This window comes from Thermaerobacter subterraneus DSM 13965, assembly GCF_000183545.2.
Lineage (GTDB): Bacteria > Bacillota > Sulfobacillia > Thermaerobacterales > Thermaerobacteraceae > Thermaerobacter > Thermaerobacter subterraneus.
This window is the reverse complement of the sequence record NZ_JH976535.1, coordinates 456,049-469,895: the sequence shown is the minus strand read 5'-3', so window position 1 is coordinate 469,895 and position 13,847 is coordinate 456,049. Positions and strand designations below refer to the sequence as shown.

The 13,847-nt window shown below is 71.6% G+C and carries 11 protein-coding genes; 2 read left to right on the top strand and 9 right to left on the bottom strand.

Going from position 1 to position 13,847, the window contains the following annotated elements; all coding sequences use genetic code 11:
* Positions 1 to 212 precede the first annotated feature (212 nt).
* The gene (locus THESUDRAFT_RS02155) at positions 213 to 1,007 is read left to right on the top strand and encodes a 2-phosphosulfolactate phosphatase (protein WP_006903064.1); all 795 of its coding nucleotides are present in this window, start codon (positions 213 to 215) and stop codon (positions 1,005 to 1,007) included.
* Positions 1,008 to 1,184: 177 nt separating this feature from the next.
* Here THESUDRAFT_RS02155 and THESUDRAFT_RS02150 read toward each other — a convergent pair whose 3' ends face one another.
* From THESUDRAFT_RS02150 to THESUDRAFT_RS14090, 3 genes are all read right to left on the bottom strand, one after another.
* Entirely contained in the window at positions 1,185 to 2,078 is an 894-nt protein-coding gene (locus THESUDRAFT_RS02150) for a deoxyribonuclease IV (RefSeq protein ID WP_040826685.1), read from the bottom strand.
* Positions 2,079 to 2,175: 97 nt separating this feature from the next.
* Complete coding sequence (locus tag THESUDRAFT_RS02145) at positions 2,176 to 4,518, bottom strand: heme lyase CcmF/NrfE family subunit (RefSeq protein ID WP_006903060.1); 2,343 nt, start codon at positions 4,516 to 4,518, stop codon at positions 2,176 to 2,178.
* Positions 4,519 to 4,534: 16 nt separating this feature from the next.
* Positions 4,535 to 5,143 carry a cytochrome c-type biogenesis protein gene (locus THESUDRAFT_RS14090; protein ID WP_242823206.1) on the bottom strand — a complete coding sequence of 203 codons (609 nt, stop codon included), beginning with the start codon at positions 5,141 to 5,143 and terminating at the stop codon, positions 4,535 to 4,537.
* Positions 5,144 to 5,251: 108 nt separating this feature from the next.
* On the opposite strand from THESUDRAFT_RS14090, the gene THESUDRAFT_RS02135 reads away from it, so the two are divergent.
* Positions 5,252 to 5,920, top strand: coding sequence for a DUF1405 domain-containing protein (locus THESUDRAFT_RS02135; protein ID WP_006903058.1), 669 nt, complete (start codon positions 5,252 to 5,254; stop codon positions 5,918 to 5,920).
* Between the two features lie 98 nt (positions 5,921 to 6,018).
* On the opposite strand, the gene THESUDRAFT_RS02130 is transcribed toward THESUDRAFT_RS02135, so the two are convergent.
* The 6 genes from THESUDRAFT_RS02130 to THESUDRAFT_RS02105 form a co-directional block, all read right to left on the bottom strand.
* Positions 6,019 to 6,798, bottom strand: a complete 780-nt coding sequence (locus tag THESUDRAFT_RS02130) for a cell wall hydrolase (RefSeq protein WP_169328691.1) — start codon at positions 6,796 to 6,798, stop codon at positions 6,019 to 6,021.
* Between the two features lie 245 nt (positions 6,799 to 7,043).
* Entirely contained in the window at positions 7,044 to 8,450 is a 1,407-nt protein-coding gene (locus THESUDRAFT_RS12015) for an HD domain-containing protein (protein WP_006903056.1), read from the bottom strand.
* Positions 8,451 to 8,646: 196 nt separating this feature from the next.
* Entirely contained in the window at positions 8,647 to 9,432 is a 786-nt protein-coding gene (locus tag THESUDRAFT_RS02120) for a molybdenum cofactor biosynthesis protein (RefSeq protein ID WP_006903055.1), read from the bottom strand.
* Between the two features lie 578 nt (positions 9,433 to 10,010).
* The gene (gene phnE, locus THESUDRAFT_RS14865; RefSeq protein ID WP_006903054.1) at positions 10,011 to 11,921 is read right to left on the bottom strand and encodes a phosphonate ABC transporter, permease protein PhnE; all 1,911 of its coding nucleotides are present in this window, start codon (positions 11,919 to 11,921) and stop codon (positions 10,011 to 10,013) included.
* Positions 11,918 to 12,745: a phosphonate ABC transporter ATP-binding protein gene (gene phnC / locus THESUDRAFT_RS02110; RefSeq protein ID WP_006903053.1), complete on the bottom strand. Its 828-nt coding sequence runs from the start codon at positions 12,743 to 12,745 to the stop codon at positions 11,918 to 11,920. The genes phnE and phnC overlap by 4 nt, the downstream gene beginning before the upstream one ends.
* A gap of 88 nt (positions 12,746 to 12,833) precedes the next feature.
* Positions 12,834 to 13,745 (bottom strand): phosphate/phosphite/phosphonate ABC transporter substrate-binding protein, encoded by a 912-nt coding sequence (locus THESUDRAFT_RS02105; protein WP_006903052.1) that lies wholly within the window; start codon positions 13,743 to 13,745, stop codon positions 12,834 to 12,836.
* Positions 13,746 to 13,847: the final 102 nt, after the last annotated feature.

The window sequence follows — 13,847 nt, the reverse complement described above, 5'->3', positions numbered from 1 at the left end:
CCGTGCCACCCGGCCGCACGCAAGCTTTATAATAGCGCAGTGCCGGGCCGGTGGCAAGCCGCCTTCGGCCCCGGCGCGGGCCGCGTTCCGCCGGGCCGTGCCGGGCTCGGGTGCCCGCTGGCTTCCTGCCCGCTGGCTTCCACGGGGTTTATGATCGCAAACCGGCCGCACCTTACCCAAGATGGGCCCCTGGTTCGAGGGAGGTCTGACCCATGCCCACCCTGCACGTCCTCTGGACCGCCGGCGACGCCCGCCAGCACGCCTTCGAACCCGGCGACGCCGCCGTGGTCTTCGACATCCTGCGCGCCACCACCACCATCACCGCCGCCCTGGCCGCCGGCGCCCGGGCCCTCTGTCCCGTGGCCGACCGGTCCTCGGCCCTCGCCCTCCGCGACGGGCTGCAGCCTCCGCCCCTCCTGGCCGGCGAGGAAAACATGCAGCGCCAGCCGGGGTTCGACCTGGGCAACTCGCCGCTGGAGATGACCCCCGGCGCTATAGCAGGGCGGGTCCTGGTCCTCTGCACCACCAACGGCACCCGGGCCGCAGCGGCCGCGCTGGCGGCCGGATGCCGGCAGCTGCTGGCGGCGTCCCTGCTCAACCGCAGCGCCACCGCCAGGTACCTGGCGTGGGCCCGGCCGGACCGGATCACCCTGATCTGCGCGGGGACCCAGGGACGCTTCTCCCTGGATGACGTGCTGGGCGCGGGCGCCGTGCTGGAGGCGCTCCTCCGGGAGGACGGCACCCGGTGGGAGCTGACCGATGCCGCCCAGGCAGCCCTCGCCCTGTGGCAGCATCACCGGCCCCAGGTGGAGCGCACCCTGGCCTCCTGCGACCACGGGCGCCAGCTGGTCCGCCAGGGTTTCGCCGCCGATGTGGCCTTTGCCGCCCGCACGGACACCGCAGATTTCGCCATCACCTGGCAGCCGGTGGAGGAGTTGCCGGAACCTGCGGGTGGTGGCTGGTTCGTCCCGACGCATTTCCCGGGAAATCGACGGCCGTCGCTTTGAGAGGGTTCCGCGGCCACTCGCTCCCGCGGCGGGGGACATGGTCCGGCGGGCGGCACCACGGGGCGCGACGGGTGCCTCCGGTGCGGCCACGGCCCGTAGCCCTGGCGAAACGGCCCGGCCCTGCGGTCCGGCCAGGCTCTTGCAATGCGGCCGCGGCCATGCCCTTCGCACGCCCCGTCAAGCGCCTGCCGCCAGTTCCCGATCCAGATCCCGGAGCCAGCGGATTTCCGCGGCGTAGTCCAGCTCGCCGTCGATGGGGGTCTCCAGCAACATGGGCAGGGCGCGCAGCCGGGGATGGCGCAGCAGGTTGGCGAAGCCCCGGCGCCCGATCTCACCCTGGCCCATCTTCTCGTGGCGGTCGCGGCGGGAACCGCAGGGGAACTTGCTGTCGTTGACGTGCAAGGCCTGAACCCGTTCCCAGCCCACGGCGCGGTCCAGGTCTTCCACCAGGCGGTCCACCTGGGCGGGATCGCGCCAGTCGTAACCCGCTGCAAACAGGTGGCACGTGTCGAGGCACACGCCGACCCGCGGGGGCCAGCCCAACCCCTCCAGAATGGCGCGTAGCTCCTCCAGCCGGCCTCCGATCTCGCTGCCCTGCCCCGACATGGTTTCCAGCAGAAGCCACGGCGCGCCGGGTTCTTCCAGAAGGGGAAGAACCGGCTCGATGGCCGCAATGATGCGCCGGGTCCCATCGGCAGGGTCACCCTCCACATAGCTGCCCGGGTGGGTGACGGCGGCGTCCGCCCCGACCCAGCGGCAGCGCTCAAGATCTTCGCGCAGCACGCGCCGGGCGAACTCGTAGGCCGCAGGCTTGGGGGAGGCCAGGTTCACCGTGTAGGGGATGTGGGCGATGGTGTAGCGCAGGCCGGCCTCCTCCCGGCGCTCAAGCCACTGGGCGCGCTCCGCCTCGCTCACCTGCCGCTGGGCACCGCCGCGGGGGTTGCGGGGGAAGAACTGCAGGGCGTTGGCACCCACCTGGACCGCGACCCCGGCCGCTGCAGGAAACCCCTTGGCTACCGAGAGGTGGCACCCCACCACCAGCGACCCCGCCTGGGATGGATCGAAGGGCATGTCCAAGGGCTCGCGCCTCCTTTGCCTTCCGGGCCTGCTTTGGATCCAGCTGGCCTGCTTCGTCCAGACCCTGGGTCCAGACTACCGCCCCCGGATCTCAGGGGGCTGGTGCGGGGGCACGGGTCCCCTCCCTGCCAGGCGAGGGCGGGCTGGCCGCGGCATCCACCGGCCACCCGCTCACCTGCGAGCCGCCTCCAAGCGCCCCGCCAACCTGCCCAGCGGCCGCCCGCGCGCCGTCCCCCCACGGGCCACCGGCCGGCGTGCCGCCACCCGGCCGCCGCCCGGTGACGCCGTCACCGCGCCCGCCGTCACCGGCGGCCAGGGCGTCGATCTCCGCCGCCACCCGGGCCTCGTCCTCGGACAATCCCGCCAGCACCGCCTCCGCCGCGGCCACCAGTCCCTGGCGCAAGCGGGCATAGTCGGCGGCGGCAATCTTGCCGCTGCGGTAGTCGTACTCGAGTTCGGCCAGTTCCGCCAGGATCCGAGCTCTCCCCGTGGCCAGCGCCGGCCGGGGCCAGAGGGAGAAGAGGGTGCCGCCCACCACCAGGTAGCCGCCGATCCAGATCCAGGCCACCAAGGGGTTCAGGTAGAACTCGAAACCGGCCGCGTCCCCTTCCCAGCCGCCCAGCACCACGTACAGGTCGCGGCTGAAGGAGGTCAGCATGGCCACCTCCGGTGTGGCCCCCAGGGTCTCGACAAAACCGGGGTAGAACCGGCGTTCAGGCTGCAGCCGGCCGATCTCCCGCCCCTCCCGGCTGACGGAGAGGTCGGCGTACACGGCCGGAACCCCTTCGGCCACCCGCTGGCCCAGGCCGTGGTATGTGATGGTGAACCCGCCAAAGGTGTAGCTCTCGCCGGGCGAAAGCCCCACCGCCTCCACCTGCTGGTAGCCGTACATGCCGGTGAGGCCGATCATGATCAGGACCACGCCCAGGTGCACCACGTAGCCGCCGTACCGGCGCGGGTTACGGTTCAGCATCTGCCACAGGCCGCGCAGGGAGCGATCGCCGGTGCTCTCGACCCGCGCCGCGTAGGCGGCGATGACGTCGGCCACGGTGGCCGTACCGACAAAAAAGGCGATGGCAAACCCCAGCACGATGGGAAGCTCCCGCAGGCCCAGGACCGCCAGGGCCACGCCCAGGGCCACAGCCCCCACCGCCGGCAGGGCCAAGAGGCGCCGCACCCGCGGCCACGAGGCCTTGCGCCAGGCCAGTACCGGTGCCACGCCCATGAGGATCATCATGGCCAGGAACAGGGGGACCCCCACCCAGTTGAAGAAGGGCGGCCCCACCGAGACCTGTGCTCCGAACAGCGGCGTGACCAGCGGCAGAACCGTTCCCCAGAACACCGCAAAGGTCAGGCCGGCCAGCAGCAGGTTGTTGAGGAGGAACCCGGTCTCCTTGGAAAAAGGCGATTCCGGCCGCCGCTCGTCGGCCAGCAGGGGCGCCCGGTCGATGAACAGGTAGGACGCGACCACCAGCACCAGACCCAGAAAGCCGACAAACCACGGGCTGGTGGGCGATGTGACGAAAGCATGCACCGACGACAGGATGCCGCTGCGGGTGATGAAGGTGCCGAAGATGGTCAGGAGGAAGACGAAGATCACCAGCCCGGCGTTCCACCGCTTCAGCATGCCGCGCTTTTCCTGGACCAGGGACGAGTGGATGAAGGCCGTCGCCAGAAGCCACGGCATCAGGGCGGCGTTCTCCACGGGGTCCCAAGCCCAGACGCCGCCCCAGCCCAGCTCCGTGTACGCCCAGCGGGAGCCGATGAGGATCCCCACGGACAGAAACAGCCAGGCCAGCAGGGTCCAGCGCCGGGTCACCCGGATCCAGGCATCCCCCGCGTTCCGTGTCCAGAGGGCCGCCATGGCAAAGGCGAAGGGCACCGCCATCCCCACGTAACCCAGATAGAGCGCCAGCGGGTGGGAGACCATCCACGGGTTCTGCAGCAGCGGGTTCATCCCCCGGCCGTCGGCGGGAGGGTTGGGCAACACGTCGAAGGGCCCCGACACCACCGCCACCTGAAGGGCGAAGAAGGCGGCCACGAAGCCCAGGGTTGCCAGGGCGTAGGGCAGCAGCGCCGGCACCGCGCGGCGCGCGCTGAAGGCCACCGCCGCCGTGTACCCGCTGAGCAGCCAGAGCCAGAAGAGCAGGGACCCCTCCTGGCCCGACCACAGGGCGCTGATCTTGTACGGGGCCGGCATGTAGCGGCTGGACTGGCTGGCCACGTAGCGGAAGGAGAAGTCGTCGGTGAACAGGGCGTAGACAAGGATGAACACGGCCGCGCTGACGGTGACGAACAGGCCCGCCGCCAGCCAGCGGGCCGGGGGCATCCAGCGCAGCCGCCACCGCCATCGCCCTTCCAGCGGCGCCCACACGGCCAGCGCCACGGCCAGCGCCAGGGCCAGGATGGTCAGGGCATGTCCCACGTTGGCCATGGAAGTCCTCCCTTCTTCACATCCACCGGCGCACCGCCTCTTCCAGGGGGCCGGCAGAGGAGGAGCGGTCGCCGGCGGGGCCGGCCGGGCCGGCGACACCTTCCGGCGATTGCACGGGAACCGGTGGAGCCGTCCCGGAAGCGGCGAAGCCAGCGGAGCCGGGCGCCGGTTCGTCCCCGGCCGGTTCGCCCGCGGGTACGGCCTCACCCGCAACCAGCGGGCCGGGGTGGTGCCCCCTGCGGCCCTGCCGCCACCACCAGGCCAGCAGGCCCGCCCCGGCGGCTACCGCCAGGAACGGAGCCGCCCAGCCGAGAACATACCAGCCGTGCCGGGGCGGCATGTACACCACCCAGGCCCCGTACCGGTCGGCAAAGGACTGCAGGATCTCGTCCCGGGTGCGGCCTTCGGCCAGCATCCGGCGGATCTCCTGGCGCATCTCCAGGGCGACGGCGGAGTTGGAATCGGCCACCGACTGGCCCTCGCAGACCGGACAGCGCAGGGCCCTCTCCAGCGCCCGCGCTTCCCGGTCGCCCGGATCGGCAGAGCCCAGCTGCCAGGCCAGGAGCGGGGCCAGCACCAGGGTGGCGGCCAGAACGGCGATCCACAGCCAGGACGGGCGGGTCACGGCGCTCACCCCGTCCACCAATGTAACCTAGGCGGCTGGGCCATGCCACGGGCCGCCGCCCGAGTATCGGGTCGAAGAAGGACCCGTTCCGGAGGAGACACCCGACCCATGGCGCGAACGCTCCTTAGGCGGCTTAAGCACTGGGCCGGCCCGCTGCTCCGGCTCCCCCTCAACCGCAAGGCCACCTGGCTGCTGGTGGGGGTCAACGCGGTGGGCTCGGTGTGGGGCTTCTGGTGGTACCACGACCAGCTGGCCGCCACCCCCGCCTGGAAGTGGCCCGTGGTGCCCGACTCGCCCACGGCGTCGACCCTGTTTACCGTGGCACTGCTCCTGCAGCTCGCGGGCCGGCGGCTGCCCGCCCTGGAAGCCTGGGCGTACGCGGTGATGATCAAGTACGGGCTCTGGACGGTGGTGGTCCTGGGAGCTTACGCCCTCCGGTCCGGCTCCCTGGGGGCGGAGGCCGCCCTGCTCATCGCCTCCCACGCCGGCATGGCCGTGGAAGCCGTGATCTACCAGCGGGTGTATCCGGGCTCGCTGCGGGGGCTGGCCGCGGTGGTGGCCTGGAGCCTTTTCAACGACGGGGTGGACTATCTGGCCGGGCTCCATCCCACCCTGCCGGGACCGGAGGTGCGAACCCTGGCCGCGGCCAGCGCGCCGCTGCTCACCCTGCTGGCCGCCACTGCCGTCTACCGCGCGGCCGCTGGAGCGGCCGCCGGCGCCGCGACGGGCGCTCCCTCGCCGGCCGGGGACCGCGGCGGCGGGAACGGTGGCCGTTGAAGGCCGTTGTGACCGTGGCGTGGAAGGGCGCGAAGGCGGCGAGCCGTAGCGAGCCCCGTGGCTAGGCTCGGGAAACCCGGGCAGGATCTCGGGCCGGCTCAGCGGGCAAAGACGTGGTTGCCGATCCGGGCGGTCACCTTGAGGGAGCAGAAGAAGTCGCCCCGCGCCCCATCCCCCTCGCACGGGTGCCGCGCGGGGTTGTAGAAGTAGAGGGCCCCCTTGGAAGGATCCTGACCCGCCAGGGCTTCCCGGGCCGCCCGCCGCTCGGACGAACCCGGCCGCACCCGGGGCAGCTTCTCCGCCGCCGTGGGGAACTGGCCCGGCTGGAAGATCACGGCCCGGACGGAGTCGGGGAACCGCGGGCTGCGTACCCGATTGAGGATGACGGCCGCCACCGCCACTTTGCCCTCGTAGGGCTCGCTACCCGCCTCGATCTCCACCATGCGGGCCAGCAGCTCCAGCTCGTCCAGCAGGATCTCACCGCCGGCCGAAGCCGCCCGGGCACCCGTCCGGGACGCCGGCTGGGACCCGGCCTTTTCCGCCTTGGCCACGGCCTCCCGGCGGGCCTGCTCGCGACGCTTGGCCTCTTCCCTGCGGCGGGCTTCTTCCTTCCGGCGCGCCTCTTCCTGCTGGCGCAGGCGGGCCAGCCGCTCCTGGCGGGCCCGTTCTTCCCACCGGGCCTGCCACATGGCCCGGCCCAGCGCGAACTTGTGTCGCTGCTCGATCCGGGCGGCCTCCTGCGCCTCGCGCTCCAGCAGCTTCTGCCGCTCCACCTCCGCCCGGAGCGCCGGGCGGGGCACCAGCGGCGGGGACGAGCGGGCCTGCACGTCGTGGACGGAAGCCAGTGCGGAGAAGGACCAGAGCAGGACGCCCGCCATGATCCCGGCAGGGAGGACCTGCCGGGTCGCCGGGCATGCCCTGGGTCGCACCTGGGGCCGTACATGGGGACGTGTCATAGTGAGGCCATAGTAACCGGTATGTAACAAAAATGCAAGAGGTCCGTGTCGGAAATTTTACATCCCCGGGCCACGGCCCCAAGCCACGCCAAGCCCCTGGCGAAGCATCTTGCCACTTGACACGGCGCCCGCCCGGGACAGGGAGGCCGGGGCGACGGCCCGGCCGGTCACGACGGCTGCCACCCCTGGGGCATCCCCAGCATGAGCCGGAACGGTTCCACCAGCTCCGCCGGCGCCGCCAGCAGCACGTACTTGGCCTGCTCCCGGAAGTTGCGGGCGATGTTGGGCGCCAGGACCGACACCTCCGGATCCGCGGTGGAGTAGACCCGGTCCCCCGCCACCACGGGCACCTCGAAGAACAGCTCCTTGCCGCCGCCGACGATATCCACCAGCAGGTGATGGTCTTCCACCGGCCGGTTCAGTCGCCGCGCCAGGGCGCGGCAGGCATCCCGGGCCCAGGCTTCCCGCTCCCAGTACCCCGCCCGCACCAGGTCGCGGATCTCCGCCCCGTATTCGCCTGCCAGGGCCCGCGGGTAACTGAGGCGCGCCACCCGCTTGTACAGGCGGCGCCCGGCGCCCGTCAGGCGCTCCACCAGGTCGCGGGTCGCAGGATGGGGAACGGCCCGCAACAGTCCCAGGGCCTGCTCGTCGTCCAGGTCGACGAAGTCGTCGATGGCAAAGGCTCCCGCCCGCAGGGCCTCGGTCAGGGCCCGCCGGAGCATGGCGGCGGCGATCCGCCCCGTGTGATGCCAGTACACGTCCCGGTACATGATGTAGGAGGCAAAGATCAGGGTCTCCACCGCCGAGACGCCCTTGGGCGTCACCCCGACGCCCAGGCCGTCGGGGGTCCAGCAGACGGCGTCCAGCAGCCGCTGGTAGTCGATGCCCCGCCCGTAGGGCACGCCGATGTGCTCGCTGTCCCGGGCCAGGTAATCCAGCCGGTCGGGGTTGATGGGGCCCGCCAGCAGGTTGGCCAGCCGCTGGGCCCCCGGGTCGTCCGGTGCCGGTTCTTCCCGGATGATGCGACAAAGGCGGTCCGCATCCACGCCCCAGAGATCCGCCAGGATCTGACGGATTTCGGGGTTCTGCCGGATGATGGCGGCCCCCCGCTCTTCGTGGCGCGGCAGGCGCCCTGCCAGGAACGGGTCGTCGCCGGGGATCTCTTCGATCGTGTGGGAGAAGGGATAGTGGCCCACGTCGTGCAACAGGGCCGCCACCAGGAAGGTGGCCACGTCGCCGGGCGTGAGGAACGTGCCGTCCATCGCCGCCCCACCCGGCTGGCGGCCCGGCCGGGCCAACAGGGCCAGGACGAGCCGGCGGGCCATTTCATAGGTCCCCAGGGAATGCTCGAAGCGGGTGTGGACGGCACCCGGGTAGACCAGAAAGGCCGGTCCGGTCTGGCGGACCCGGCGCAGGCGCTGGAAGGCCGCGCTGTCGATCAACGCCCGCAGGCGGCGGGTGGTGGGGATGTTGCCTGTCACCGGGATCCGCACCGGCGGCAGCTCCCGATCCCAGGCCAGAAGCTCGGGCACCTCCGCCGGATCCCAGGTGGCGGTGGTTGCCGATGGGGTCAAACAGGCTCTCCTCCTTTTCCGCTGCCGCTTTCCGCTGACGCTGCGCCGCGCGTTCCGCTGACGCTGCGCCGCGCGCCGGTGCTTCCCGCCGGCGGCAGGGCGTCACGCCGGCGGCAGCTCTCGGCGCCGGACGTGATGCTTCCCGCGGGCGGCAGCGTTTCACGCCGGTAGCACTTACCACCGGGGCGGCGAGGCGTCACGCCGGCTGTCCCTGGTCCGGGCCGGCCGCCGGAATCCCCACCCACTCGACCTGCCCGTCGGCATAGTGTTCCCGCTTCCAGATGGGCGCCCGGACCTTGAGCTCGTCGATGGCGTAGCGGGCCGCGGCAAAGGCGGCCGGGCGGTGGGGCGCAGCGGCGGCCACCACCACGCTGGCCTCACCGATCGGCACGGCGCCCGTGCGGTGCCCGATGGCCAGGCGCGCACCGGGCCAGCGGGCCTCGGCCTCCGCGCCGATGCGGGCCAGTTCCTCGGCGGCCATGGGCAGGTAGGCCTCGTACTCCAGGTGCTCGGTCTCCCGGTCCCCGGTGAAGCGGCGGGTGATGCCCACGAAGAGGACCACCGCCCCGTGGCTGGGCCGTGCGACGTGGCGAAACAGCTCGTCCAGGGACAGGGGCTCCGCCGTCAGGAAGAACCGGCCCTCCGGCCCGGCCGCCACCCTGCCGCCTGGGCCGGCCGGCGCGGCCGGTTCACCCGGCATCGAGCCCCCGCTGACCGGCGGGATCAAGGCGATCTCGTCGCCCGGGCCGATGGGCGTGGACGGTTCGCAGTAGCGGCCGTTGACCGCCAGGCGGCAGAGGTCCAGCAGCGGCCGCCACCGGGGATGCTGCCGGGCCAGTGCGTCCCGTACCGACCCGGCCGTGGCGCCTGCGGGCAACTCCAGTTCCAGCTGCCGCGCGCCCAGCCGCTCGGCCACTACCGCGAAGAGGCGCACCCGCACCGCGATCGCCGCCCGGGTTGAAGAGGCCGCCGGATCGGCCATGGCCCTTCCCCCTCCCGCTTGCCCTCTTGCACCTTGCCCTCTTGTCTTGCCTACCCGCTCCAGCCAGTCGCTCTGGCGACTTGCTCTGGACGCTACTCTGGACGCTCGCTCAGGACACCCGCCGGGGCCGCCCGGCCTCGCCACTCTTTCTGGCCGCTCGCCCTGGCGTTCGGCGCAGCCACCCGTTCGGATCGCTCTTCCTGCCGGCTCCGCCTGGGCCCCTCGACGCCCAGCCGGGCCGCAGGACGCCTCGACACCCAGGCCTGCCGCCTCACCTGGACGCCTCGACAGCCGGCCTGCCGCCTCGCCCGGCCATCCCACCCGTTCCTTGCCTCTTTCCTTGTTTCGCCCTGGAGGCGCCCGCGCCTGCCGCCTCGCGGTGCGGCCGCGGTCCCGGTGCCCGGCGCCCACGCCTCTCACGCCTCTGCTGGGCCGGCCCCCGGTCCTAGTCCCGGAACCCTGCAGCCCCCCATAAGCAGGGCGCCCACCTTGGGCCGGCGGGCGCCTGGATGGACACGATTTCAGTCGCAGGCGACCGTCCTGGCCGGCGGGCGGGACCGTCCAGGCCGACCCCCACCCTATACCAGCCGGCCGCGCAGGCGGGAGCTGACGGCATCCACCACCAGGACGGTGGCCAGGATCCCCACCAGCACCATGCCGACGTTCTCCCAGTTGCGCAGCTGGACGTTGAAGATCAGGGAGGTGCCGATGCCGCCGGCGCCGATGACCCCGACCACGGTGGCGGCCCGGATGTTGATCTCGAAGCGGTACAGGGCATAGGAGAGGAATTCCGGCAGCACCTGGGGCAACACCCCGTGCCAGAAGGTCATCAGCGGCGAGGCCCCCACCGCCTGCAGCGCCTCGATGGGCTCGCGGTCGACGGCTTCCACCGCCTCCGAGTAGAGCTTGCCCACCGTGCCGATGGAGTGGAAGCCCACGGCCAGCACGCCGGCGAAGGGCGAGGGACCGACGGCCGCCATGAAGATGATGGCCAGCACCAGCTCGGGAAAGGTGCGGATGGCGTCCAGCAGCCCCTTGCCCACCACCGCCAGGGTCGACGCCACGTTCCGCGCCGCCAGGAACCCGAAGGGCACCGCCACGAGCGAGGCGATCAAGGTCCCCAGGAAGGCGATCTGCAGGCTTTCCGCCACACCCTCGAAGACCTTGCCGGCATAGTCCCAGTTGGGCGAGAAGAGGCCGCGGAACACCGGCCCCGGATCGCCCACCAGGGCGAAACGAATGCCCTGGAAGGCCCAGGCGTAGAGGGCGGCCAGGATGCCGAGGGCGAGGACCCACCGCCACCACGGCCGCCGCGGCGGTTCGAGTCCCGCGCGGGTGCCCGCGCCCCCCGAGCCCCGGGACGTCCCGGGCTGCCGCCCACCGGCCTCGCCTGGGCCGGTACCGGTGACGCGGGTCGAACCGGCTCCTGCGCCCGGGCCCGCGCCGGGATCGCCGGCCGGGGTGAGGGGGCCGGCCCCCGCAGCCTGGCCACCGGCCCCCGCCGCGGCTCCCGCGGGCGCCGCTGCGGTGGTGCCCGCGGGCGAGCGGGCCAGGCCGGGTTCTTCCGCCATGAGGACCGGATCGCTCGCCGCCAGGGCGGGCGCGCCCTCCACCAGGCGCTGGCGCCAGCGGGTGCTGATCCAGTCGACCACCACCACCAGTACGAACAGCATGACCACGATGGCCATCAGGCGGTCATAGCGGAAGAAGGTCAGCTGGGTCATCATGGTGGAGCCGATGCCGCCGGCCCCCACCAGGCCCAGCACGGTGGAGGTGCGCAGGTTGATCTCGAACATGAAGAGCGTGTAGGCGATGAAGTGGGGCAACACCTGGGGCACCACCGCGTAGACGATGCGCGCCAGCCGGGAAGCGCCCACGGCATCCAGCGCCTCCAGGGGCCCGGGGTCGATGGCTTCCACCGACTCGCTGACCAGCTTGGCCACGATGCCCGTGGAGAACAGGGTCAGGGCCAGAACGCCCGCCGTGGGACCGATGCCCACCGCCGGGACCAGAAGCGCCGCCCAGACCAGGTCGGGGATCGAACGGATGAGATTCATGATGGCGCGGGCGATCTGGTACGCCCAGCCCGTGCCCGCCACGTTGCGGGCCGCGAGGAAGCTCAGGGGGACGGCCAGGATGGCCCCCAGGGTGGTGCCCAGCAGGGCCAGGCGCAGGGTCTCCAAAAGCGGTCCCACCGTCTCGGGGAGGTAGGCCCAGTCCGCCGGCCACATGCGGCCCAGCATGCGCCCCACGGTGTCGAGGCCCTCCCAGAGGTCGACCAGGCTGACCCGGGTTCCCTCCGAACTCCAGATGTAGAGCAGCACCAGCACCACGAGCCAGAAGAGGGTCTCCACCCGGGCCCGTCCCGGCATCCGGGGACGGCGTTCCCGGCCCGCGGGCACCTCCCTGCCGCCGGCGCCCGAACCCCGGGCAGGGCCGCCTGTTCCCCGGGTTCCAGGATCCCGCCAGCCGCGAACGGACAGGCTCACCGGGAGCTCCCCTCCCCAGGCGCCAGGGCGGCTTCCCGCGCCAGGGGCGCCGCGCCCTCCACGCCTCCCCGAAAGTCTTCGGCGCGCACGGGCCGGCCGTAGATCTCCTCGAAGGTCTTTTCCGTGACCCCTGCGGCGGGCCCGTCGAACACCACCTGGCCGTTGCGCATGCCGATGATGCGGTCGGCGTAGGCCAGGGCCAGGTCGATGAAGTGCAGGTTGACGATGGTGGTGATCCCGTCCTCGCGGTTGATCCGGCGCAGGTCGCTCATCACCACGTGGGACGTGGGCGGGTCCAGGCTGGCCACCGGCTCGTCCGCCAGGATGATCTTGGGCCGCTGCGCCAGGGCGCGGGCGATGGCCACCCGCTGCTGCTGGCCGCCGGAAAGCTGGTCGGCCCGCACCCAGGCCTTGTCCGCGATCCCCACGCGGTCCAGGCATTCCAGAGCGAGGCGCACGTCTTCCCGCGGGAACCAACCCAGCAGCCCGCGCCAGACCGGGGTATGGGCCAGGCGGCCGGCCAGCACGTTCTTGATCACCGAGGACCGCTTGACCAGGTTGAAGGTCTGGAAGACCATGCCGATCTGCGAGCGCAGGCGGCGCAGCTCGGCCCCCTTCAGCTTGCGCACGTCCACGCCGTCCACCAGGATCTCGCCCTCGGTGGGCTCGATCAGGCGGTTGATGCACCGGAGCAGCGTGGACTTGCCGGCGCCGCTCAGGCCCACGATGACCACGAACTCGCCGGGGTTGATCTTGAGCGACACGTCCCGAAGGGCCCGCACGCCGCCCGGGTAGACCTTGCTGACGTGGCGGAACTCGATCAATGGCGTCACCCTGCCGTTGTAGGATCCAGGCGCAAGGGGACGGGGAGCCTCCCGTGCCCCCCGTCCCACCGCGCCGGCACCGGTGTGCTCAGTCGGCCAGTTCTTCCAGGTTGATCCCCATGTCCTTGGCCACGTTGCGGATGATGTCAAAGTCGCTGTCCTTGGCGTCGGTCAGGCCCTCGATCTCGTAGATGTCGAAGAGGACCTTCTTGCCCTCTTCCGTCTGGGCAATCTTGGCAAAGGCGTCGTGGATGCGCTTCTTCAGATCGTCGCTCAGCCAGCTGGCCACCGAGATGGTGTCGTTGGGGATGGGGTCGGTGTAGGCGATGACCTTGACCTTGTCCATCACGTCGGGGTAGTCGTCCTTGAGCAGGGTGCGAGCGTCTTCAAAGCTGGCGCCACCGTCCGTCTGGCCGTTGTACACGCTGAGCACGGCCCCGTCGTGGCTGCCCGCCATGATGGCCTCGATGTCCTTCTCCGGGTCGATCCCGTTCTTGAGCAGGTAGTGGGCCGCGAACAGGTAGCCGGAGGTGGAGGCGGGGTCCACGAAGGCGAACTTCTTGCCCTTCAGGCCCTGCACGTCATTGATCCCGCTATCCGCCCGGACGAAGATCTGCGCCCGGTAGCTGTCGTTGCCGTGGCGCACGCTCTTGAACATGACCTCCACCGGGTCGCCGCGGTCCTTGGCAATAACGTAGGCAAAGGGGTTGAGGAAGCCGATGTGGACCTGCTCGTTGGCCATGGCCTCAACCAGGCCGATGAAGTTGGTGGAAACGAAGACCTCGACAGGAATCCCCAGCTCGTCGGAGAGCATCTTCCCCAGCGGTTCGGCCGTCTCCTGAAGGGTGGTCGCGTTCTGCGAGGGGACGAAGCCCATGACCAGCTTGTCGGGGTCCTTGGGCCCCTCCGCTTGCTGGTTGCCGCCGCCGCAAGCGGACAGCACGAAGGCCGCGACCAGTAAAAGGGCCACCAGGATCGAGGCGGCTTTGCGCTTCGGCACGTCCGGAAAGCCTCCTTATTGATGCCCTAGTCGGCTGGCGAGCCGGGTGCCGGCAACCCGGCTCGTCCAAACCCAGATGTTGTTTGGCGACCGGCGGCCGAC